General features: G+C 35.6%; 27 protein-coding genes. 3 read left to right on the forward strand and 24 right to left on the reverse strand.

The window, feature by feature from the left end:
• Positions 1-23: 23 nt before the first annotated feature.
• The 21 genes from ID741_RS14340 to ID741_RS14440 all read right to left on the reverse strand — a co-directional run bounded on the left by ID741_RS14340 (position 24) and on the right by ID741_RS14440 (position 19,126).
• Entirely contained in the window at positions 24-491 is a 468-nt protein-coding gene (locus ID741_RS14340; protein ID WP_438720403.1) for a hypothetical protein, read from the reverse strand.
• 28 nt (positions 492-519) lie between these two features.
• A complete protein-coding gene (locus ID741_RS14345; RefSeq protein WP_438720404.1) occupies positions 520-645 on the reverse strand; it encodes a CD1375 family protein in 126 nt (41 codons plus the stop codon).
• 37 nt (positions 646-682) lie between these two features.
• Positions 683-796, reverse strand: a complete 114-nt coding sequence (locus ID741_RS14350; protein ID WP_438719386.1) for a CD1375 family protein — start codon at positions 794-796, stop codon at positions 683-685.
• Positions 789-1,127, reverse strand: coding sequence for a hypothetical protein (locus ID741_RS14355; protein WP_438720405.1), 339 nt, complete (start codon positions 1,125-1,127; stop codon positions 789-791). Before ID741_RS14355 ends, ID741_RS14350 begins: the two co-directional genes overlap by 8 nt.
• 23 nt (positions 1,128-1,150) lie before the next feature.
• Complete coding sequence (locus ID741_RS14360) at positions 1,151-2,356, reverse strand: BppU family phage baseplate upper protein (RefSeq protein ID WP_438720406.1); 1,206 nt, start codon at positions 2,354-2,356, stop codon at positions 1,151-1,153.
• 1 nt (position 2,357) lies between these two features.
• Positions 2,358-4,427 carry a phage tail spike protein gene (locus tag ID741_RS14365; protein ID WP_438720407.1) on the reverse strand — a complete coding sequence of 690 codons (2,070 nt, stop codon included), beginning with the start codon at positions 4,425-4,427 and terminating at the stop codon, positions 2,358-2,360.
• Between the two features lie 50 nt (positions 4,428-4,477).
• Positions 4,478-5,194, reverse strand: a complete 717-nt coding sequence (locus ID741_RS14370) for a phage tail protein (protein ID WP_438720408.1) — start codon at positions 5,192-5,194, stop codon at positions 4,478-4,480.
• A gap of 56 nt (positions 5,195-5,250) precedes the next feature.
• Entirely contained in the window at positions 5,251-9,960 is a 4,710-nt protein-coding gene (locus ID741_RS14375) for a phage tail tape measure protein (protein WP_438720409.1), read from the reverse strand.
• A gap of 211 nt (positions 9,961-10,171) precedes the next feature.
• The gene (gene gpG / locus ID741_RS14380; RefSeq protein ID WP_438720410.1) at positions 10,172-10,531 is read right to left on the reverse strand and encodes a phage tail assembly chaperone G; all 360 of its coding nucleotides are present in this window, start codon (positions 10,529-10,531) and stop codon (positions 10,172-10,174) included.
• A 34-nt stretch (positions 10,532-10,565) separates the two neighbouring features.
• Positions 10,566-11,153 (reverse strand): major tail protein, encoded by a 588-nt coding sequence (locus ID741_RS14385; RefSeq protein ID WP_438720411.1) that lies wholly within the window; start codon positions 11,151-11,153, stop codon positions 10,566-10,568.
• 16 nt (positions 11,154-11,169) lie between these two features.
• Entirely contained in the window at positions 11,170-11,538 is a 369-nt protein-coding gene (locus ID741_RS14390; protein ID WP_438720412.1) for a hypothetical protein, read from the reverse strand.
• Positions 11,535-11,897: an HK97-gp10 family putative phage morphogenesis protein gene (locus ID741_RS14395; protein ID WP_438720413.1), complete on the reverse strand. Its 363-nt coding sequence runs from the start codon at positions 11,895-11,897 to the stop codon at positions 11,535-11,537. Before ID741_RS14395 ends, ID741_RS14390 begins: the two co-directional genes overlap by 4 nt.
• Positions 11,898-12,233: a phage head closure protein gene (locus ID741_RS14400; RefSeq protein ID WP_438720414.1), complete on the reverse strand. Its 336-nt coding sequence runs from the start codon at positions 12,231-12,233 to the stop codon at positions 11,898-11,900.
• Positions 12,223-12,573 (reverse strand): head-tail connector protein, encoded by a 351-nt coding sequence (locus ID741_RS14405; protein ID WP_438720415.1) that lies wholly within the window; start codon positions 12,571-12,573, stop codon positions 12,223-12,225. Before ID741_RS14405 ends, ID741_RS14400 begins: the two co-directional genes overlap by 11 nt.
• A gap of 15 nt (positions 12,574-12,588) precedes the next feature.
• Positions 12,589-12,879 carry an Ig-like domain-containing protein gene (locus tag ID741_RS14410; RefSeq protein ID WP_438720476.1) on the reverse strand — a complete coding sequence of 97 codons (291 nt, stop codon included), beginning with the start codon at positions 12,877-12,879 and terminating at the stop codon, positions 12,589-12,591.
• Positions 12,849-13,979, reverse strand: coding sequence for a phage major capsid protein (locus ID741_RS14415; RefSeq protein WP_438720416.1), 1,131 nt, complete (start codon positions 13,977-13,979; stop codon positions 12,849-12,851). Before ID741_RS14415 ends, ID741_RS14410 begins: the two co-directional genes overlap by 31 nt.
• A complete protein-coding gene (locus ID741_RS14420) occupies positions 13,980-14,699 on the reverse strand; it encodes a head maturation protease, ClpP-related (protein WP_438720417.1) in 720 nt (239 codons plus the stop codon).
• A gap of 33 nt (positions 14,700-14,732) precedes the next feature.
• Positions 14,733-15,968: a phage portal protein gene (locus ID741_RS14425; protein ID WP_438720418.1), complete on the reverse strand. Its 1,236-nt coding sequence runs from the start codon at positions 15,966-15,968 to the stop codon at positions 14,733-14,735.
• Between the two features lie 2 nt (positions 15,969-15,970).
• Entirely contained in the window at positions 15,971-17,758 is a 1,788-nt protein-coding gene (locus tag ID741_RS14430; protein WP_438720419.1) for a terminase large subunit, read from the reverse strand.
• Positions 17,749-18,270, reverse strand: coding sequence for a phage terminase small subunit P27 family (locus tag ID741_RS14435; protein WP_438720420.1), 522 nt, complete (start codon positions 18,268-18,270; stop codon positions 17,749-17,751). Before ID741_RS14435 ends, ID741_RS14430 begins: the two co-directional genes overlap by 10 nt.
• A gap of 535 nt (positions 18,271-18,805) precedes the next feature.
• The gene (locus ID741_RS14440; RefSeq protein ID WP_438720421.1) at positions 18,806-19,126 is read right to left on the reverse strand and encodes an HNH endonuclease; all 321 of its coding nucleotides are present in this window, start codon (positions 19,124-19,126) and stop codon (positions 18,806-18,808) included.
• 105 nt (positions 19,127-19,231) lie between these two features.
• Here ID741_RS14440 and ID741_RS14445 point away from each other — a divergent pair, with 105 nt between their 5' ends.
• Both ID741_RS14445 and ID741_RS14450 read left to right on the forward strand, forming a co-directional pair.
• On the forward strand, positions 19,232-19,417 hold the full coding sequence (locus tag ID741_RS14445) for a type II toxin-antitoxin system HicA family toxin (RefSeq protein WP_438720422.1): 186 nt from the start codon (positions 19,232-19,234) through the stop codon (positions 19,415-19,417).
• Positions 19,418-19,475: 58 nt separating this feature from the next.
• Positions 19,476-19,862 carry a type II toxin-antitoxin system HicB family antitoxin gene (locus ID741_RS14450; protein ID WP_438720423.1) on the forward strand — a complete coding sequence of 129 codons (387 nt, stop codon included), beginning with the start codon at positions 19,476-19,478 and terminating at the stop codon, positions 19,860-19,862.
• A 42-nt stretch (positions 19,863-19,904) separates the two neighbouring features.
• On the opposite strand, the gene ID741_RS14455 is transcribed toward ID741_RS14450, so the two are convergent.
• The 3 genes from ID741_RS14455 to ID741_RS14465 all read right to left on the reverse strand — a co-directional run bounded on the left by ID741_RS14455 (position 19,905) and on the right by ID741_RS14465 (position 22,507).
• Entirely contained in the window at positions 19,905-20,060 is a 156-nt protein-coding gene (locus tag ID741_RS14455) for a hypothetical protein (RefSeq protein ID WP_438720424.1), read from the reverse strand.
• 612 nt (positions 20,061-20,672) lie between these two features.
• Positions 20,673-21,089 carry an ArpU family phage packaging/lysis transcriptional regulator gene (locus tag ID741_RS14460; protein ID WP_438720425.1) on the reverse strand — a complete coding sequence of 139 codons (417 nt, stop codon included), beginning with the start codon at positions 21,087-21,089 and terminating at the stop codon, positions 20,673-20,675.
• 233 nt (positions 21,090-21,322) lie between these two features.
• Positions 21,323-22,507, reverse strand: coding sequence for an RtcB family protein (locus ID741_RS14465; RefSeq protein WP_438720426.1), 1,185 nt, complete (start codon positions 22,505-22,507; stop codon positions 21,323-21,325).
• 259 nt (positions 22,508-22,766) lie between these two features.
• Between ID741_RS14465 and ID741_RS14470 the strand changes: the two genes are divergently transcribed.
• A complete protein-coding gene (locus ID741_RS14470; protein ID WP_438720427.1) occupies positions 22,767-22,982 on the forward strand; it encodes a hypothetical protein in 216 nt (71 codons plus the stop codon).
• The last annotated feature ends 547 nt before the right edge of the window (positions 22,983-23,529 follow it).

Genomic DNA, 23,529 nt, shown 5'->3' on the forward strand with positions numbered 1-23,529 from the left:
CACCAACTTTCAACAGAATCATTTTATTCCCAGAACCAGCTTTCTTTACCCAGTTCTTGAATGCGAATAAAACTTACTCCATAAGCATAGAAATCATTAGTATAATTAGTGTCCGCTTCTAGCTCAATCACATCACCTTTTTCGAAAGAAAAACGATTTGTAAAGGAGATATCATTTTCCCAACCAATGTCCCCACTTAAACCAGCTAATCTTGCTAAGAATTTTCCATTTACTTTTAAATTTAAGTAACAATACGTCCCGTCTTTACGAACCATAGAGTTAGAAAACATACCATCAAATTGCAGCATTGCATCACGTTTCAAAGTGATTTTCTTCCAATCACTAGACAAATCAAAAACATCATTATTAAGAGACCGTTCATTATCCCAGCCCTTAATACCCGCACCAAATGGTAACAATTCACCTTTACTCACTTTTTTATTTTTAACTACGCCACCGCCATAAGCGATTCCAAAATTTTCATTATTCATATTTTTCATTTCTCCTTTTAAAAGTTAATTATTCAGCCAACTCCGGCAGATCCATATCAACTAAGATTCCTTTTACTTGTTCACGAATTTTTTCAGGTACTTCAGCGATTACTCGTTTACCTTTAATAACTAAGGTTGCGTATACTACAGCCATGGTGTTCACCTCTTTTCTAAGCATCAAAAAAGCCATCCTAATTTTCAATCTCTGAATCAAGGATAGCTTGAACTTCGTCTTTAATTTTATCTGGTACTTGTTCAATTGTTTTCAACCCTTTCTGGATTAAACTGGCATAGATTTTAGCCATCTGTTTCACCTCCAGCGACTATCTCAAAAACTTCTGCAATGGCAATCTGTGCATCTGTTAATTGTGCATCTAAATTTATTTGTTTTTCTTTCAATTCTGCATTTTCTTTTTGAATGCCTGTAGAAAGACTCTCCAATAGTTTTAATTGTTTTGAAACATCCTGAGTTGTAGCTTCTTCCCATTTGCTAGATGGAAAATCGAAATATTGTGACTGTTCATTTTTTAAAACAAGAGGTGCAACTTCCGTATAAGGTACCTGTGCTTCATAAGTGTCTCCAACCTCTACAGTTTCAAAACCAATGGGGTATAATACTTTGTAAATTGTTTTCAATTTTATTCACTCCTTTATTTTAATTAGCTTGGCCAAGGATCTTTTGTAACCCAAGTTCCAGAAACATAAGAACTACCATTTCCAGATTTCACATTAACTATTATCCCATCTAAATAAGCTCGTGCATCGGTTGGTTGAGCCGCATTCCTTAATAAGGTCAAGGGATGCAAGACTGGTGTCGTTCCACTTCGTTGATAACCTGCTGGTATTTTGATAACCCATCTTGTTTCTGTTCCAGATGGCCAATTACCACACTGAAAGTTGAAAGCTAAAGTCACAACATCTCCGACTCTGGTTAAGATACCATTGACGCCAGTCACATAGGTTGTGTCACTACGATCTGAATCTGTGATGGGCCTTTCAGCAATCCCCGCTTGAACAACTTTTCCCGCTAATTGAAGACCATCTTGAAAATTCTTCGTTCCCACAACTGTTTGATTTCCAGTTAGAGTGGTTGCTTGATTGCTTATAGCTACTTTAGTTGTGCTTGGCGACATCCATTTTAAGCCGGTTGTACCGGCTATCGCTTCTGCATTAGTTGCTTGATCTACAGAATATCTTAGGTATCTGCTATCCGATTCTGATTTAGTATAAAAATCACCTTTCTTAAATTGCTCTAGTGCTGCGCTGATTTCTGTAATAGCAGTGGTTTTTGTTGAATTTACAGACGTTTCATAACTACCAATGAGAGTCTGTAAGTCCGTAATCTGATTTTGAATACTTATAAATTTTGTATTTGTCGAATCGATATAATCTGTTTGTTGCTTAGTCAAAGCATTAATATTTTCTTTTTGTAATTTGTTTAATTCAGTGACAAGTTTGTTGTATTCAGTAATGACTGTTTGTGCTTCCTCAGCATCTATATCTGCGTTGTTAGAAACATCAATTTTAAAATCTCCTGTAGAGTTTCTTACACCAGACTTAGCAATTGAAAAATAGGCCCGTTCATAAACTCCTGGTGTACCGAACGCAGCACTAGGAAATGTATACTCAAAAGTTCCTGTAGAAGCATTAGTTACTTTTACATTGTCTGAGTCAAAGACTTTCGTCTTCCCTCCATTTGTCACACCTTCAAATGCGACTGTATATCCTGCTAGTGAGAACTGTTGATCATTATTCGTTACATTCACAGTGATAGTCTGTAATTTCTCGTCGCCCACACGCCCGTATATAAATGGTAGCCAAATTGGATCCTTAGATAAGTCTAGATTTAATATCTTATTGGCCATTTTATACCTCCTCGCTCATATTCAATGCCTGCTCAATTTTCTTAATCCGTTCTTCTTGGTTTTCAACTATGTCAATCAGCTCTTGATTAGTAAGAGTATTTAGATTAACTTGTTTATTCATGTCAATTTTTAAGTAATTATCAGATTCTCCTGTCTCACTTAAAAAAGTCGAATACTGAGCAATCATCCCAAATTGGCGATCTTTTGGTGGTTGCTTGACCTCATTTTTCGACAGATACTCTTGTCTCCAATCAAAATCGACCATACGGATCTTTTTTGTTTCACTAATGCCATCAACTGCTGTATCTTCGATATTTTTTTTCAACCGGATATCTGATTGGTTATATATGGACCATCCATGCATGTCAATTGACCGATAGAACTCAGCATTTCCTGATCCTCCGCCATAAACAATTAGTTTTTCTCCACAAGACAATTCCCTAATAACCGCTAAACTACCGCCAATATTGTTCTTTCCATGTCCATAAAGTCTAAGATAAGTATCTCCCGCAAATAAGAGTAATGTCTCTGTATTTATATTGTTGCCATACATGCCACTTACTGGATTACTTGAATTTAAGGCCTCATTTTCAGAATTGTAAAAACTGATTTGTCCATACCTAATTCCAAGAGGCGAAGATTTCCCTCCTTCTGATTGTACAAACTGCGCGCCTTTTATAACCCCTCCAGTAATGTTTGTCCCTGTAATGTCACTTGCTGATATAGCTACACCGATAATATTAATTGCCCTCAGAATACCAGTGGTCATTCTGTCGGCAACAATCGCCCCATTGTTCGTCATCGCAAGCCCATATGTGCCATTGTAGCCAGTGGAACTAAATCCTAAACCACCAGCATTCCACCGCCATACATTCTTTGCAGTATTCACATTCGTAGTGTCCATAATTAGTATTTCTTGTGGATCCGCTAAAGAAGGATAAATCACAACATGACCTACACCAGGATTTTTTAAAATATCGCTGGCTTCCTTTTGTGCGTTCTCTAGCCAATTGACTTTATTTATTATTTGATTCGTATTCTTTTCAGAGTCAGCCATTACTTTTCCAAAGTCAGTCTGGGCCTCTCCCAATTCAATTGAATCGTACTTATCAAGTGCGACATTCCAAGAAGTTTTTATGATTTTTGCAGTCGTATTAATTCCTAATTCATTAAATGCAATAGTTACAGTATCACAGAGATCCAATGTTTCAATTGTCTTCAACTCATCTGCTAAAACAGAACTTGCTAAATCTTCGAAGCTTGTTTTGATAGAGAGTTTAGGGATTCCTATATTATTATTCTTGATATAGGCTTTCACTAGATTCCTTAAAGCATCTACAGATTTTGGTTCATCTTCACTAAAATCAACCATCAAAACTCGTCGTTGTGTGTAGTTGCCAACGTAGTCACTATCAATGGTAGTCTCTGGAAGAACCATTATTTCTTCTGTTTCTTGATTTTTAGCCCATCCATAAACTGAGGTATAAGTATTCGCAATATTCTCTTCTTGAGTAATATCTGTTAAATTTTTTCCATAGGCGATAATTACATTGGTTTCTAAACCTGCGGAAGCTAATAATCGGACTTGGGTATTGTTAAAAACGTACTCTCCTCTAAAATTATCTAAGATAGAGCCCTGTACCCCACCCAAAACTTCTTGCGCATTTTTAAATTTCGAAGGGTCTGATAAATCAAGAGTTGATTTTGTTGTGACATCACTATAGAAATCAAAATCACCTTGAGGCAACATGCTTGTCTTCAAGTGATTCAAGGCAGCTTGTGCAGGTACATTGGAAACTGTTGCTGCTTTCTTGACTGCTGTACGTAATAATTGATATCGATAATGTTCACAATATACTGTCACAATTCCATCAATAGGTTTTGTAATGGTTTCTATTTCAAATTTTTGACTCTTTGCCCGTTTTGTTGGTCCTGCATCAGCAACTATCCATCTTCCTATCTTTAACTCTTTAAACAAAGGGCTAATTATAGGATATTGAAAAGAGAGCGTATATATCCCATTTCGCTCTCTATCAACTATTGGATTTTTAGCATCTGTTAATGGACCCAAGCCAAGAGATGACCTATTATTATTCGTTTTATCAAATAGAATAAGTGTACTCATACAGCAATCGTCCTCCATCTAGGCTTAATTTTAAAATTAGTGATGTTTGAAAAAGTAAACGTACTAAATCCCGGTTCCAATGTAATAGGATTGTAGCCATCAGTATTTAAGAAACAATACTTTGATACATTGACGCCACCCTCTTTATAAGCAATGCCATTTTCACAATCCAGTGTAATTGTTCCAATACCAGCTTCTTTTGCAATTCTGAATTGCTTGTTAGTTGAACCATTAGAAATGTATATATTACTGTCACTTGCGGCAGTTGTTTTATAAAAAGTGATTAACGGTTGGCTTGGGAATAACTCAGGATTATTTATTCTTTGACCTGAAGGAATATCTCTTTCACTTTCACCATCTAGCCGAAAAATAAAAGGCTGACACTTGAATGTAAATTCAATGTCTAGCCACTCTCGTTTTTTATCTTCTGCGGTCACTGTTGCATAACAAACTGCCTTATAAAAGTATTCGGCGTATTCGCTAAATGCTAAAGGGGAATAGTCATGTCCAACATATAACCACTTCACAACATCTCTTAATTGTGCTGCAATCGTTCGATCTGCTTCCTTAAACATCCGAACAGGAAATTTTTTTTCGAAATCCAGAAACTTTCCGTTGTCATGAATAATATCTGAACTTCTCCCCATTACGTCGCTCTGAAAATCAAGCGACGCTTCTGGAATAGTAAACTGCATGTCGTTTAATATGATCATATTAAACTCGTTTGATTTTCTATTTCTATATTGGAAATAAGGATAGTTAGTTAAATTTATTGTAATCTCCCCCTCAGTTGTCTTTCAACTGTTGTAGCCAAATAGTTAGACATTGAATCCATCAAGTCCTTATTTGATAAGTCTGCATGTTCAATAGTTATATTGACTCCAGAATTCATCTTAGTTAATCCCTTTTGAATATCTTTCAATATGGCTAAAATTTGCGGATTATCATTTGAAAAACTGATATTTTTAAGGCTATTACCATTCTGTAATTTACTCATATTGCTCATTAGAATTGAGTCGTTAGATACACCTACCCCATCAGCGTAATGCGGCACCATGCGTCTTGTTTCTGCTGCAGGATACACTTTTGTTCCTTTCGGAGCATTTGGAATATAGACATTCCTACCTTCTGGTATGATTCTTGATCCATTTGGAAACTCTACTAACTCTTTGTACAAAGCCCCCTTTTGATCATTTACAATCATGTCTCCACCAGAGTGAAAATTAGTCCCCTTTTTGAATCCAAAAGCTTCGCCTATAGACTCAAATACGCGCTTAATTCTAGTAGTAAGTGTGACCTCTTTATCTCTTTGTTTTGAAAATTCATTGACTTCATTAGTTGCATTTCTAGCCGGCCCAGATGCGTTATCATTAGCATTAAGGTTTTTAGGAGGTGGATTAATGCCATCATATGTTCTCAAAGAGCTTCCACCTTGATTTGAGGCGTTTTGGACGTTAGATGAGTCACCTTTTAGATTCTTGTCTGGTGCATTTGTATTCTTATAATTATTAATTGCATTCTCGCCTTGATTAGCAGCAGTTTGTACATTGTAGGAATCTCCTAACAAAGTTTTCAAAGATGGATTATTAGCATCATACTCACTTAACTTGATCGTTCCATCATTAAGTTTTGTAATAATATCAGTGTTATCCCCCATCATTTTTTTCAAATTATCTGGTAGTGTGACCCATGCATTATAGCTTTGTTCAGAAGCAAATATTTTATTAGACAAGTCAGTATTATCGGCTAACATCTTTTTCTGATCAGTTGGCAATTGATTCCAACGGTTTAATGTTGTTTCTGAGGTGGTTAATTTACTAAGCAAATCAGTATTTTCTGCCAAGATTTTTTTTTCGTCATCTGGCAGACTATTCCAACGATTAAGGGAAGTTTCTGAACTATATATTTTCTCTAAGAGATCAAAGTTATCTGCATAAAGTTCTTTTGTCTCAACTGGTATTGCTGACCAACTTTTTATTTTCTCCTCAGATTGACTAATAGATTGCAGAAATTCATAATTATCTACTTTTAATTCCTTAATCTCTGGTTGATATTCATCCCATTTGCCTAAGCTGAGCATTGTTTCAGCCATAGTCTCTGGCGTGTTTGAATATAAAATGGCTTTCTTTTCATCAAAGGTCATTTCATTCCAGTCTCCTGAACTTTCAAGAGCCTTGTACATATTTTGGGAAAATTCATCTTTCAGTATTGCTTTTTTATCTTCCCAAGCCATACCATCCCAGTGACCATTTGCTATCGCCGCTTCTCCAATAATCAGTTTTGCGTTGGAATCAAGATTTGCGTCATGAATAACCAATCTCATATTATTCCAGGTTGTTATGTCTTTAGTGGCTTCAATAACTATCTCAGAAACATTGGATTTTACTTCACCAGTTTTTTCATCAAAAACAAGATCATTCCATGTTTGTGCCGCTTTTTTTCCAGCTTTACTGGATTCATTCGCTGTCCATTTTAATTTATCTGCATTTTTCTTTGCATTTTCAGATAATTCATTCGCTGTAGAAATAGCACTCTCAACAATTTGATCATTATATTTCATGGCCTCGAGACCTGACTCGCCCATGCTACTAATCAATTCCCCATTAGCTAAATTGACTACATCTAATAAATCAGGGTATTTATTGGTAATCGTGGCCATTTGCGAATCTAAGCCCTCTATTGTTGCATCGTTTGCTTTGTCCCAAGCTTTTAAATAAGACTGTGCGATTTCACCTTCTAAATTGTAGCCCATTTCTTTCAACTGATTTTCTAAGTCTTTTCTTCGCTGTTCAGTTTCATCTTTAGCTGTCCGTCTTTGTTTTCCTAAAGATTCCAACCATAATTGAGCCTCATCTTCAGAAGCCTTTGCTACATCACCTGTCATTGCCGCTAATATTTTTTTCTTCTCTTTTGCAGAGACATCTAGTGTTTGAACATAAGCTTCTGTTGTGTTTCTAGATAAGTCTTGAATAACCTTTGCTTCAGACACAGACACTTCTCTATCATTCGCTGCAGCATTCTTTTTTATCTCAGATATTCTGTCAGTATTCTCTTGAATTGTTTTAAGAGCATCCTCAGCAGTTGATTTTTGATTATTCAGTGTTTGTAAAGTAGCATCATCAACTGAAGCAGGCAATTCTTTAATAAGTTTATCAAGTCCTTCAATTTTCTTGATAAGACTTTCTTCTAGTGTATTTCCAATTTGCTCAAAGTTTGTAATCATAGTTCCAGTATCATTACTAAAGCCTTGGGTCATTAGAGTAAATTGTCCGCTTGCAGCTTGCGTTTTTGTTTGTACCTTATCTAAGGTCTTATCTGTTTCAGCTCCTACATCGCTTCCCCATTGTTTTACACGCTGACTGGAATTCCAAGCTTCTTCACCAAAAAGTTTCCATGCACCATATCCTATTGCCAATGCACCACCAACCCCTGCAATTCCCAAAATTGCCGGACCTAATGGACCAAGTGCAGCAGTCATAGCACCAATCCCTGACGTACCTGCGGCGGTTGAAGCTGCTGATCCAAAAACGCTCATTTTACTTGCTCCGCCACCTAAAGCTACAGATAGTGTATCTACTTTAACAGCGCCAGAAGCTAACTCTTTGGTCAATTCAGTAATTGCTTTTTTCTTAGCCATACTTGCAGAAAGATCAATAAAACTTTTACCTAATCCACCTATACCAGAAGTCATTTTCCCAGTAATTGATAGCATTGGACCTGCTGCTGCAGTGAAAGCTAAAAGTCTAACAATCATTTGTTGCGTTTTAGGATCAGCTTCATTGAACTGTTTTGCTAAATCACCTAGTGTTTTAATTAAAGGTTTTCCAGCTTCTAAAGCTGATCTTAAAGCGTCAACAAAGGGACCACCCATATCTATCGCAGCATTAACGGCTTCATTCTTCAGCATTTTCAATTTGGATTCTGTCGTTTCATAACGCTTGTTTGCTTCTTCGGTTAAAGCTGTATTTTCTTTCCAAGCTTTATTTCCCATTTTAATAGCATCGCCAAAAATACCACTGGCATTAGCAGCGCGGAGCAAGGAATCTCTCAGTCTAACTTCTGTTATACCCATATCATCGAGTACTTTAATGGCTGAAGTTCCATGTTTTTCAGAGTCTTTTAGGCCAACAATAAATTCTTGTATTGCTTTACTTGGGTTTTCCTTAAATAACTTTGCAAATTCTTCGGAAGTTAAGCCAGCTACTCTTGCGAAACTGTCTAATGATGTTTCAGCTTTGTCTGCTGTATCATACATTTTTTTCAATTCTTTAGAAGTTAGCCCCATTTTTTCAGCAACTTCTTTTTGTTCCTTGCCACCATTCCGGACGGCATTAGTTAATTGGTCCATGGAAATGCCTGCGTCACTTGCTTTACTTTGTAATTCTCCAAAGGCGCTATTACCTGTTTCAACAGCTAACTGCATTTGAATCATTACTTTAGAAAAGGCAGAACCACCGGCTTCCGCTTCAATACCAACTGACGATAGTGCTGTAGACAATCCTAAAATTTCCCCTTGAGACATCCCTACTTGTTTACCAGCACCAGCTAACCGAAGACCCATCTCAGTAATTTCCGATTCTGTAGTCGCAAAGTTGTTTCCTAAATCAACAATAACTGAGCCTAGTCTATCAAAATCTTTTTGTGACATTCCTGTAATATTAGCAAAACGAGCCAACGATGTTGCTGCAGTTTCAGCAGACATATTCGTTGACTCGCCTAAATCGATCATAGTTTTAGTAAAACTTTTTATATTTTCAGTTTTTATTCCCAACTGACCTGCTGCTTCTGCTACATTCGCAATTTCTCTATGACTCGCCGGAAGTTTTGTTGCTAAATCACGAAGACCATTCTCTAAATCCTTATAAGAATAAACCACTTTTCCTGTAGAATCGACAACTTCATCATTTGTTTTCTTTACTCCTGCAAAATCACTTTCCCATGATACTGCAGCTTTAGTCACAGCCGCTGCCCCTGCAGCAATCGGTATCGTAACCCCTTTTGTCATAGAGCTACCAATACTTTGCATCGTTTTTCCAGCTGAAGCAAATTTTTCACTTGCTTGATTTATTTGGCCTGTTAACCCTTGAGTTTTAACTTCCATTTCTGCCATTGATCCTGCTGTAGCAATCATCTCTTGTTTATACCCTGACAACTTAGCCTGAGCATCATTGTATTTTTGAGCTGCAGCAGCAGTTTTCGAAGTAGCATTCCCTTGGGCATCTAGAGTGTTATCATATGCTGTTTTTAAATACCCTAGTTCCTTCTCCTGTGCCTGGATAACTTTGGTTAAGCCTTGTTGTTTGGCCGCTAAAGAATTTAATGTAGTTTGACCACCACTGGCAACTTTAAACCCTGCTTGCATTTCTCTTACTGCAGTTTTTGTTGCTCTTTGAGCACCGGTTAACGAATCAGAAAAGGCTGAAGAATCAAGACCCAACTTTATTACCATTTGTCCTAGGGGTTTCCCGTTTTGAACCATTATTTACCTCCTTTCTATCGTATTTGATCAAAATATTCGTGCATCGGAACTACTTGTTTCTTTTGCTTTTGACTTTCAAATTTACTAAATATTACTTGGTAAAGGTAAGTTACATCAGTTTCTAAGACATCGTTTATAGTCCAGTTAGGAAATTGATTGATAATATTTCTAATCAAATTTAATTGTGACTCATGGACCTCTGACCAAGAAATTATTCTTTTGGGTCGTTCGTACTAATCTCTTCTTCTTTCTTTTCATTACCTAAAACACGATAATTTATGATTTCAAAAAGTTTAGGGATTTCCAGTGTGTCTAGTTCATCCAGCAAGATTTCTTTTGTAATTTGATCATCCTCAAATAAATCTGCCAGAAACTGTAACCTATAATCAAGCAGTTCGCTTTCTGTTGCTCCAGTTCTCCCTTCTTTAAAAGCCTTTTCAAATAGTGCTGCTTCACCACTTGTATATGCTAGTGCTTTTTTTATAGGCACTTTATCTTGTAAAAAAACTTTCTTTTTATTGTTAATTGTTACAGTAACTTTAATATCTCCATTTTGTTTCAGCTCTAACATAAAAACCCTCCTAAAAAATGGTTAGTCATTGCGACTAACCATTTCCTCCTTCTGTTGTTGTTCCAAATAATTCTGTTTCTAGTGCCACAAATGAAGAATCACTATCAGCAAATCCAACAGTTTGATTTTCACTATCAATCACTTTCGCAATAGGAGTAAATTTATACTCATCGGCTTCTGGTTCGTATGAGTCTCCATTTAATGTTTCCGCAGAAACTGCATCTCTACTAAATTTCCCTGCATATAAGCCCGTTCCAATTTTTTGACCACGTAAATCTGCAGATTCAAATAAAATCGCACAATAAGGAGCGACTGTTTTTTCTCCTACATGAAAAACGCCATTAGTTCCCGATGTTCTTCCTAAAACTTCATGTTCAATTTTACTAGGTAAATCTAGAGCACTAAAGGTCGCTTCCACTTCTCCAGTACCTTGTTGTGAGACATAATAAGGTGCATTTGATCCATAAACTTTTACTGCTTCAGGAGATAATCCAGTAATTTCAAATCCACTTGTTGCCCCTTTATTAGTTTCACCTTTAACTACAAATTTTTTATCGACAACCGGTTTTAAATCTTCATCTAAAATTTGAATAGTCGCTTGTTTAAATCCTACTAATGTCATTTCTTTTCCTTCTTTCTTAAACTTTTAATTTCGTATAACTATATTGTCTAGTAATAACCTGAACATGTTTAAATTCTTCATGTGGACGATTGTCGGCGTATTGAAGAAAGAATCCATACTCCTCGACTCCTCTATCTAGTAGATCATTAAACTGTTCGATATCTTGTTTTTGGATATCCAAAAAGGCCATGACTTGAATCAGATAATTCCTGCTGGAATATCGATTTGAGCCATAGCCTATGTTGGATTCATTGACGTTTTCTACTTTAATAATTGGTAATTTTGATAATTTTTCATAATCATCCTGGACTCGATAAGCAAAGATGTTTGCTGTAGGAAATATATTCGGTAGGACTTCGCCTGTTAATTTTACGACTGGATTCATATCCCTAACCCCGATTTTAATTCGTTCATATATTCCTTCATCACTTCTTGTACTTCAGTCTCTACAGTCTTTTCAATAAAGTGTTGCCCAGATTGGTGTTCAGTCCCCATATTGACAAAATGAGCTCGCCAATATGCACCACGTCCATAACCTACTAAAACATCTCCGTTTTCTTGAACAGGACCCACAGTTGTTGCTATTTCTAATCCATGACTATCAACTGGAGTATTTGCTTCTAAACGTTCTCCTAGAATATGGCCTGCGGTTTTTCCGGCTTTTCGTCTGATTTTTCCATCAACATCAGCAATAGTTTTAGAAATGTTCTTCTCCAGGTCTCCCCAATCTACTTCTACACTCATTTAATCCACCTTCTTTATGATCAATACTTGAAAATCATCATTTTCAACATCCGGATTCACTTCCATGATTTCAAAATGCTGGTTATTAATTACTACCCGCCAATCACTTTGAACTTCTTGCTTTTGTTTTTGCCGAATAATTATTGTCCGAGTATTTTCAAAAACTGTCCCAATTTCATTTTTGAGTTCTTTTAAAAATTTTTGCTTATTTGCAAACCAACAAGAAAAAACAGACTCCCATTTGGGAACCTGTTGTCCGTTTACTCCGACTGTATAACCATTTTTCTTTTCAAACGTTAACCGTTTATTTAGTTTGCCTGTTCTACTAACTGCCATTCAGACCCACCTCTTTATAAACGAGATACTCTGATTTCAATTGCAGCAGGATAGAAGTGAATCCTAAATCGTATTCCCGCAGCGAACCATTAGCAGTAGTTGACTCAATAGTTGCTGATCGTGCTTTGTAGTAATGATCTGCTAACATAATAACTGCTATATTCAACATCTCATCGATTTCGTTGTCTTGAGTGTAAAAAGAGGGCTTATCTCTACCAATAGCCCCCTTGATATATGCAATTGCGGCAGAACAAGCTCTCTTAACTTCTGTATCATCATCTGCATACTCGATTTTTAAAGCCGATTTCAACTCTTCTAAATCTTTGTTAGGGTCAAGCATGAATTACACACTCCTTTACGAAACTGTTACGTCACAATTCGATGTTTTACCGGCATCCTCAGTTGTGACAGTAATAGTTGCTGTACCTGGAGAAACTCCTGTTACCTTCCCTGCTTTCGGCGTAACTGTTGCAACTGAAGTATCGCTAGAGCTGAATGAAATATTTTTATTCGCTGCATCTCCCGGAGTTACCGTAGCTACTAATGTTTCGTTCGCCCCCACCGCAATAGAAGTTGACGTTTTATTTAACGTAACCCCTGTTACTGATGTTGGGGCTACGCTTTTTTTGCTAAACGGAAAGCAGATGCTAGCTTAATTTGGTGATCGAACCAAGCTGTCACTACGAATAAATTAATACCTGTTTTGACATCTTTATCTTGTTCATAAGTTGCACCAATATCGTAGTTGAAGTGAGAGTAATAAAAATCACCTACGACTGGTGTAACTGCAGCATCAGTAAAGATTACTGGTTTTCCTAAAATTTGTTCCGGCTGTGCAGTGTATAAAGTAGCATTTCCGTTTGCTAAAGTTTCAATAATGTTCAAGTAATCGGCATATTTCATCATAATTTTTGCATTTTCACGGTAGTCCTCATGCAAATCTGCGATAGCTGATTTAATTGCTTTGTAAAGATCGTCTCCAGTAACTTCTTTAATATTAACCACTGTTTTATCATAGAAGCTCATATGCTCTTCACCAGTTTTCGGAGTCTCAGCAAAAGCGACTTTACGTTCTTTAGCAGCCACACCAGATTGCAGATTCATTTCTACAGTAGATACTAAATTCGTATTTGTTCCTGAAAGAATTGTTTCGGAAATACCTGTGAATACTTTGAATTTGTGACGAGTAAATACAACATTATCTCCTTTGGCTTCTAATTCTTTTGCTGTCTGCATGTCAGCAATAAAATCATCATCATCTAAAGTGAATGTTACTTTAGGAATCTCAAGATTTGGAATACTAGTGATTGTTGACACCTCACGTAAAGGATTCTTCACTGTTGGTTCAGAAATAATCCCTGTAGCAACAGTTTTTGGTAAAAATTTACCACCCTTAGAAGTATCGTCGTCTCCTAATACCTGCAGTACGTCTTTTGAAACACTTTCTTTTGCAATAGTTTTACGAATTAATTCTGCTTTTGCATCGATGACTTTTTGCTTAGGATCTTCGGAAGATGTAAATTGGCCTTTTGATAAGTTAGCCTTTTGTTCCATCTCCATTTGATCATGTTGAGCCTTAACGATATCAAATCGTTGTTGTAAATCTTCTTTTCCCTTTTGCATTTGAACCAACTCTTCTGCTGAAGTTGCTGGATCAGTAGCTTTTTGCATAATCGTTTCATTTTGTTTTTGGATTTGTTGGCCTAAAGTAGCCATATCCTGTTTTAATTCAAAAATTGTTTTCATCTATAGTCCTCCTAAAATATTGCCCATTAGGGCATTGCTCCGTTTTGCATTTTGTATAATTAGTTCTCGTTGTTCATCAGGCACTTCTTGTTTTACTTGTAAAAAATCATTCGGTACTTTTTGATAGGCACTGAAAAGTTTTTCACTTACTGAAGCAGCGATCTGATTAGCGCTCGTTACTGTGTCGCATAGACCAAGATTGAATGCTTCCTCAGCCGTTAACCAAGTTTCTTCATCCATGATTTCCTTGATTTTTTCCTCAGTCAGTTTTTCTCCTGCTTTTGCCAGATAAGTCACTACTGAAGACTCAGAAATTTTGTCTAAATCATCAGCTTGCTTTCTTAACTCTTTGGCGTTTCCCATGGATATAGTCCAAGGATTATGAATCATCATCATGCTATTTTCAGGCATGACTACCTCATCACAACTAGAAACAATTACACTTGCAATAGAAGCAGCTAGAGCGTCCACATAAGCAGTGACATGCGCTTTGTGTTGTTTCAACATATTACCGATTGCGATTCCTTCAAATACTGATCCTCCTGGAGAATTGATGTGCAGATTAATTTGACTAATTTCTCCAAGGGTTCTTAAATCTTTTTGGAAACTTGCTGCTGTTGTGTCCGTATCGTCCCATTTACTGGAAACAATTTCTCCAAAAATATAAATCTCGGCTTCTGAATTATTTGCCGATTGTTTTACTTCCCAAAATTTTTTCATCTCAACCCTCCTTTCAAGGCAAAATAAAAAGACCTAGTCTTTTTTGACTACGTTTTGATTACTGCTATTATTTGATTTTCTTAAAGAAGGGTCCATATCCTGTGGATACATATCTCCTGAAATCCATAACTCGGAAGCTTTACCACCACGAGGCGGCATCTCTTCAAGCATTCTTGCTTCGTCTGGTACCATCCAACCATCACGAATACCACCATGATAAAATTTCTGTCGAGCGTCTGAATCACCTCTCAACAAACCCATTAAATTGAACTTAAAATAGTATCCTTTTACACGCTCGTTTTTAAGAAGTATTTTCTTATTGAATTCGCGTTCATACTGCTTAACAATAGGCGTTAAAGTCATGTTTACGAAAAGCTGCATCAGTTGTTCATTGGATGAAAAACTACTGCTATCAGAGTTCAAGAAAATACTGGGCACGTTATAAACGTTAGCAATCCGATCTCTGGTAATTCCTTCTGTAATTTTCATATCGGTAGCCACAAAGTTACGTTTCATTTCCTCAATCGTAACTCCTGGTTCTTGAATAAGAATCCCACCATTCTCCTCATAGAACATTTTAAAATTATCAACAATGGCTTGTTTTTTTTCATCGTCAACGCTTGTATCATATTTCAAAATAAACGAATCTCTAATTGACTCCATCTCTTTTAACGAAAATGTTCGAACCGCTTTATCAAAATCATTCGAATTTTTTAATACAGCTATCGGACTTATACCTTTCCAGTTACCATTGCCAGCAATGTGTCTTACATGAATCATATCTGAGTTATGAAAAAAATAGGTTTTACCATTATTACTTACCCGGTACCAAAGCTCGTTTGTTGTCTCTTCAAGTACTGGTTCCACATAATTAGGATTAAAAGGAACTAGTTGTTCAAACAAACCGCGAATATCTCTGAAAATCAAGGCATATCCATTCCCATTAGTATTTCTACTTACTTCCATTACATTGAATATTTGATCTAATGTCTGATTGTTATTTGGCCAATACATCAGCTTGTCCATCGATTCATCAAATTGTTGTTCATAGCTCAAGTATTTCTTAAACGGCAAACTGGAAACTGTATTTGCTAAACGTGACACTACTGAAAAGATATTTTCGTTTGTTTCCAGTGTGGAGTTTTCGATACCGAAAAAAGTTTTCCCAAACCATTGTTTGAAATTACTATTTGTCTGATAGTTTTTTATTACTGATTGCCTGATAAACCTTGGCGTCATTCGATTGATAATTTTTTGAAATCTATTCATCTCTACCCTCCTTTCATCATGTCACGAATACTTATAAATCCAACATTTCCTGTTTGTTTAGATTTACTCGCGAACATCTCTACCACACTGACATGACTATTAAGCATGGCAGCAAAACCATCAATTTTTCTATTTTTAGATTGTTTAGTAGGCATCCAGTTATTATTTCTATCTTGAACAAGTTTTACATTAGATAAATACCATCTGAATATTTTTTGATTATTAAAAATGACTTTCCCATCCAAAAATCTTTCTTTTAAATCTTTCATTGGACCACCTAATGTAATAAATCCCTGAATTGCTTCTTCCATTACAAATCCATAATCAATCATTTTCTGGTTAAGAATTAAGCTGTTTCTTCTATCGTAACGAACCTTTAGTATTTTAAATTTTTTCGACTGTTCAACGAACCAGTCAAACACAAAATCGTAATCAACATAATTACCTGGTGTCACTGTTAAATCACCTGTTTTAATCCAAGAATCTAGCCGCTGCTTATTATTATCATTGTTATAACGCTCTTGCGAAATCCAACTGTGCTCTAAAACGGCAATTTCCCCAGTTTCATATATTGGAAATTCTAAATTAGCAGAAGTGAAATCCTGTGTTTCTGATAAATCATACCCGCCTACACATTCCTGATGAAGTAGTGAGTCCCATTCAATTATCTTGTCGTTTTTATTGATCATTTGCATATCTAAGAAAGACAGTTCATCAATATCCGAAAACAGGTTAAACTGCTTGGTAATCCAATCAGCTCTTTCTTGTGGGCTATTTCTTTCAGTCTTCCAGTCAGTTACTAAATCAACAAACGACATCAAACCAAGATTAGGATTTGCTTTAATCCAATTTCTAGGATCGTCAGCTTCAGAAACATCATCAAGTTTTGCGACAAAATAAAAAACCCGTTCGTCTAGTCCATCTTCAAGATGTTCTAAACAATCGAGTGCATTGTCATAATATTGCATTAATGGCCCGTCTAACACATAACCAGCTGTAGTAATATAAACAATTAAAGGCTGTCTTCTAGTACCACGAGACTTTTTTATTACATTGATTAACTTAAAATTTATAAACTCATGAATCTCGTCAAAGATAGCAAAGTGAGTGTTTAATCCATCAAGCTTTTTGCTATCTGAAGCCCTTGCCTCCATTTTTGAGAAAGTAGCTTCATCTTTAATTACTGATCTTTGTGGCTTATATTTTGTATCTAGTAGCGGCGATTGTTTCACCATTTCTTTTGCTTTGTCAAATAAGATAGATGCTTGATCTTTGGCATTCGCTAGTACATAAACATTTGCCCCTTGTTCTCGATCATATCCAAGCATATAGGCAGATAAACCACTTATTAACGATGTTTTTCCGTTTTTTCTGCCAACAAAGGTTAAAGCTTCACGAAAGCGTCTTATACCAGTGTCTTTATGCACCCACCCGAATATTGAACCAACAATGAAATGTTGCCACGGTTGTAAAGTAAATCGCTCAAAATCACCTTCAGTTGGTCGACAGTTATCTTCAATAAAACGTATAGGTCTGTGACCAGCTTCTTCATCAAAAATCCAAGGGAATCCATCTGTTCCCTGTTTTTCTAAATCCAACATATGACGTTTAGCCGCAGAGATATTTTCTTTACTGGCTGGAATTAAACCATCAATAAGTCGTTCAGCGTACCAAGTGGTCAATAATTCAGGATATGGTTCTACTAAAATGCCACCCCAAGAAGCTTGTTCATCCTTATAGTCAATCCACCATTTTTCAAGTTCAGAATAAGATAGATTCATCAAGTCCATTCTGAATCATCTCCATTATCCTGAGCTAATTTAATCGCTAACTTCGCTCTGGCAGAAGGTGATAAGCCAAGATCATTTGCCAGTGTTCGTAAATTACGGGAAGCTGTATCCATCTGTCTTGATAACGGATTTCCTATCAATTCATTTGGTTCATTAAAAGGCTCTCCATTGGATTCAGCTTCTGCTTTTGCTATCTCATAGTTTAGTTTGTACTCTCTTCGTAGTTTTCGTAATTGCTTTTCTAAGGAAATGTATTGAGAATACCAACTTGAATATAAGGCCATAAGATGGATATCTGGATTACTAACTAGTTCTACTAGTAACAATTCTTCAGCGATAAAATTGAAGGTAACTTTACCCGTGGCATCGAGCCAATTCGGTGGCTTAACTTTATCTATTGCCATCTTCATTTTTTCTTCTGCCACTGCTCTCTTTTTAAGTTCAGTAGTATTTTTTTTATTCGGATTTCCATTTAATAACTGTAATTTTGCGCTCTTTGCTGGTTGCGGCATAATCTCACCTTCTTCCTTTTTTGACTATTATCATTCGAAAGTCGTTGTAATTCTAAAATACTTACCTATATCATTTTGTAAATCATAAAAAAACCAATCTAGTGAGACTTGCGCCCATTCTGTGTTAAATAAATACTGTATTTGGATTTTTAAAATCATAAATCGATATAATATTTTGGGCTTAACAACCACTCGTGCTACTTTTTTTTATCAAAAATTTTCACCTCCCAAAAAACTTGAAAAGCGGTGTTTGTGTGAAGGAAGGACGACACCGTTCTTTCCGACCCCCACTTTGCTATTATTTTGGGGAGGGGGGTAGTCTTTAATCCCCACTTTAAAAAATTTTCTACTTTTTGTTGAAAGCTTGATAAGTTATGTCAATAACAACTTTAACTTCTTCTGTTCCATCTGAATCAGGTAATTCATTGTCTCTATCTATATCGCTCGAATGATAAAGGCTTGTCCATCCTTGACATTACTTCTAATGCCCTCTAGTACCGATATAGCATTGTCTAGCCACTCAAGCTGTGCCCCGTTATTCCTTTGTTGCATAAAACTTCACTACCTTCCTTTTAGTTTTTATTTTCTTTTCTCCTCCAGACTTCTCTGGATGCTCCTTATTGTGACAAGCAAGACAAACAAGCTGTAGGTTATCTTTATTCCAGAACTTAGTTATATCCTCTCTAGCTTCTATTAGATGATGGACAACCACGCCTCTTGTTATGATGCCTCTTCTCTTACACTCTTGGCACAAGCCATAGTCACGACTGATTATTACTTCTCTCAGTCTTTGCCAACGGTGAGTCTTGTAGAGTTTGGCTACATCATCCATAACTCTCTGGTTTATCTTAGTCATCTCCCTTCAACAATTATCTTCTAAAATATATTGAATTAATTATCAAAAACTATTTACACGTATTATTATACGTGCTATAATATATTTATAGAAAGGAGATAGACAATGAAAGCAAAGGAAATCATAAAGATTCTTGAAGCCGATGGCTGGTACGAAAAGAATCAGAAAGGAAGTCACAAACATTTTCTTCACCCAACTAAAAAGGGAAAAGTTACAGTTCCTGAACATGGTAGTAAAGACATACCAAAAGGAACAGCAAGTAACATCTTGAAGCAAGCGGGCTTGAAATAAAGCCCGTGACCTTCTCGGATGCTTTCATATCTGTCTCCACCGAGAAAGGAGAAACACAATGTATATTTACTATGCTTTATTTAATCTAGCTGATGATGGGATTAATGTAGAGTTCCCAGGACTAGATGGTGCCTTTACCTTTGGCTCTGATATGCATGATGCTTTATACATGGCTAAAGACTTATTAGCTGGTTGGCTTATCAATGCACAAGATGATGGCGAGGAAATTCCTGAACCATTACAACCATCAGATATTTCTATTCCTGATGGAGACTTATTAATTCCTATTGAAGTAAACACCGATATTTACCGATTAAAGTTTGACAACAAAGCTATCAAGAAAACTTTAACTATCCCACGTTACTTAGATGCTCTAGGTAAACAAGAAGATATTAACTTTTCTCTTTTGCTTACTGAAGCATTGAAGGATAAATTAGGAGTCTAGCATTTGCTAGGCTTCTTTTTTATTACAAAATTGCTAAGACTACTAAACTAAATCTTCTTTCTTTAATTGCTCATAGAGTTTTGTTGCTCTCTTTAATCCAATAAACAATCTATGTTGCAGGTGAAAAGGCTTTAATTCTTGTTCAACTTCTTTAAAGTCATGAGCTATCTTTCTTGCTTCATCAATTGATTCATCCATCTAAATCATTCCTCCCAAAATAAAAAGACCGCCTAAGCGATCTAAATTGTGTATAATGATTTGTACCAAATAAAATATTAATGGCATTTAAAAGGAACTATATTTATGGGACTAGGCACGGGAGTATTGATTGTTGTAATAGTTTTATTGATACTGGTATTAATGAGTTTGTTATTAATACTAATATCAATATATAATTTATTGAAAAATAGAAAAAAATTATTATCCCTGTTTATACTCAGTGCGGGTATTGCTATGCTAGCATTCCTTTTTTATTTTTTTGTACTTAAAAATAGTTGATTATACATCTGATTTTTAATGCTTCACACATATTGTTAATATGAAAGTTTCAGTTCATATTTTTTTTAACACCACAATGACAACTAAGACTGCAGTGTAGAAAATAGAATTATTTAGAAACAGAATTTCCTCGCCTTCTGTTTTTAAATTTGGTTTAGCTGCCTTAGTAACTTAGGCACCAAACAATTAATCCGCTATAGTAGATAAGACAGTAATTATTTCTGACGGATGTTGTTTGATGCCTTATTGGAAATTTCCATAATACTATGATAACACCCTTTTTCGAATAAAAAGTATGGAAAAAGTATGTTTTTATTCATATGATAAAAGTTGGCCATTCTTATATGCTTCCGAAAATTCTATCAGTGCAATGCCTCGTAATTCTTTAATACGTATTTCACTGTATCCCATGTTCAACCCTATTTCATACACAGAAGCTTTCTCATGTTCACAGTAAGTCATAGATAGTATTTGTCTACTTCTCCAAGATAAAGCTGCTAAGGCTCTTAATATTGCGTCTCTATTAATCTCAGCGTCCACACGCTCAACAATTCCATCTTGCGATTTATTAACTGATACACCAAGAGTTCTGGGCATATCACTAATAAGTGGTGATTTGATATCTATAGATGACTTCCCAGCAATCCGTTCCCACTTACGATACTGTACCAAGACTTTTCTAGCGTTCATTTTGGTTTTTCTTTTATCAATTTCTGGTATTAAAGCCATCAAATACGCCACTCCTATGCTATAATAAATTTGTTGAATATATTGTAGCTGGGAGAAATCCTGGCTTTTTTTATTTTAAAATTCCTGGTTGCAAAATCACTTCTATACTTGTAATTTAGTTGCAACGACATAAAAACCTTGATTGAGAAGCTTTTTTTATTTTTCACAACTTTTATACAAAAAACAGTTATTTCTCACAACCGATACACCGTAATAGGTTAAATGACACCTTATTATTCTTTCGCTTTAAAATTGTATACTGGTTTTATAACATCCAAAATTTCAACTGTATCATGGATGTTATCAACAATCTCTTGAGCTTCTTTATATGCAAAAGGTGATTCATCCAGAGTGGACTCAACTACGGAAGTTGAATATATTCCTTTCATAGAATCTTTAAAGTCCTTTAGATTAACCAGTTCTTTTGCTCTCTTCCTAGACATCACTCTACCTGCACCATGCGGAGCTGAATAATTCCAGTCGGGATTACCTTTACCTTTTGCTATAATTGCACCATCACGCATGTTCAAAGGTATTACTAAACGGACATCTTTTCTAGCATCGGTGGCCCCTTTTCGTAAAATTTTATTTTCAATATCGATATAATTATGAATCGAGTCGAAAGAATCAATACATTTCCAGCCCATCTCTTCAATAATTACTTGTGCCATTGAAGATCGATTATTTATTGCAAAATTTTGAGCTATCCTCATATCATTAAAATAATCAGAAAGCAGATCACCTTCTAAATAAGCTAATTCTTTATTGAAAGCTACTGGTTTAATTTTGGCTAATTCAGATTCAATCTCTCTTTCTCGTCCTTGAGCCTTTAACTTTTCTATCAATTCTTTACGATCAAATGTATTAGACTTATGATATGCAATAGCTTTATCTTGATGATACTTCGCGACTTGTACTCCTAAATTTCTCGAACCAGAATGTATCAATAAAAAATTTTTGTCACTAGATTTAGAAATCTCAATAAAGTGATTTCCTCCTCCCAAAGTGCCTTGAGATAGTTGTACTCTATTCTCATTATGAAGGGGAAAAGAAAGTTCATTAAAATTTATTTTATTAGCGTTTAAAACACTATTCCTTACATTTTTTCCTGAAGGTACATAATTATTTATTACCTTATCTAATTTCTCCCAATTAAAATCCTCTGTACTTTCGACCTCGTAAACTGAGATACCACAACCAATATCTACACCCACAAGATTGGGTACAACTTTCCCATTGTTGATTGTCATCGTGGTTCCAATCGTTGATCCTTTACCAGCATGCACATCTGGCATGATTCTAATTTGTTCTCCACCAACAAAGTCATGATTCATCATTTCATTAATTTGTAATTTTGCAGTATTTTCCACATTTTCGGTAAAAACTTTAGCTGTGTTATATTTACCTCTTATTATCATTAAATTCTCCTTTCTGAAAAGCCGACTTTCGCTATTTCTTATTACAATTTGATAATTATTTGTTTTCTTTTCTTACTTCTTCTTTCCCTACGAAATAACCCAGCATATAGGTCATGAACCAAAACACAACTCCGACAATAATTTTTAGTATCAATTAATTATCTCCTTTCCTTAAAACAATACGTTTACTGACTTTTCATGCTCTTTAGTTACTATATTTTTTACAAAATGGTAGAATCTTTAAAAGAGGTGATTTTAAATGTCTGTAACTATTAATCTAGATAACCTAATGAAAGATATATCTAGTCTAACTATTGATTCAATGACAATACCTTTACAAGAATTTGATAACGCTCGTGACGTCGAACTTTATTATCAAAATCATCTAAACGAAATTTTAAAAGAATACGATAAAAATTTTAAAATATTATTACAAGAACATATAAAGAATCAAGTTTTAACTTCATTTAAATAACTTCCATTTTATCAACATCAATCACTCTTGTGGCCGATATTTTTATTTGATAAAATATTTAAGTCTGCGGAAACAGATAAAGTCAATATTCTTTAGGTAGCCAGTGGTCGGCTATCTTTTTTTATTGTATAATTTAATTCGAGCCTAACTAATTTCTAACCTAAGTTTTTCCCGAGACTTTTTTACTTTTATATAATTAGGCTCTTAGACCGCCACCTATCACGGCGGTCTTTTTTATGTTAAAATACAAGTAGCCATACGTCTTTCATCAGATGTACTATGGCTGACCGTTGGTCTCCACTTGCACCAGCGGTCTTTTTTTGTGCTATCATATTAATAAGCCTAGCAATCCTTTTTTTTGCTTTCAAATTCAGACTTGTCATATTGCTAGGTTTACTGACCGTTATCTCTCTCCGAGTAACGGTCTTTTTTGTGTTATCATATACACGAGCCTACCAATCCTTTTCATATGCTTACAAATTCAAACTTTTCTTGTTGCTAGGCTCGCTGACCGATGACTTAACTCTCGTCATCGGTCTTTTTCTGT

The sequence above is a fragment of the Enterococcus sp. AZ103 genome (assembly GCF_051714685.1).
GTDB classification, from domain to species: domain Bacteria; phylum Bacillota; class Bacilli; order Lactobacillales; family Enterococcaceae; genus Enterococcus_A; species Enterococcus_A alishanensis.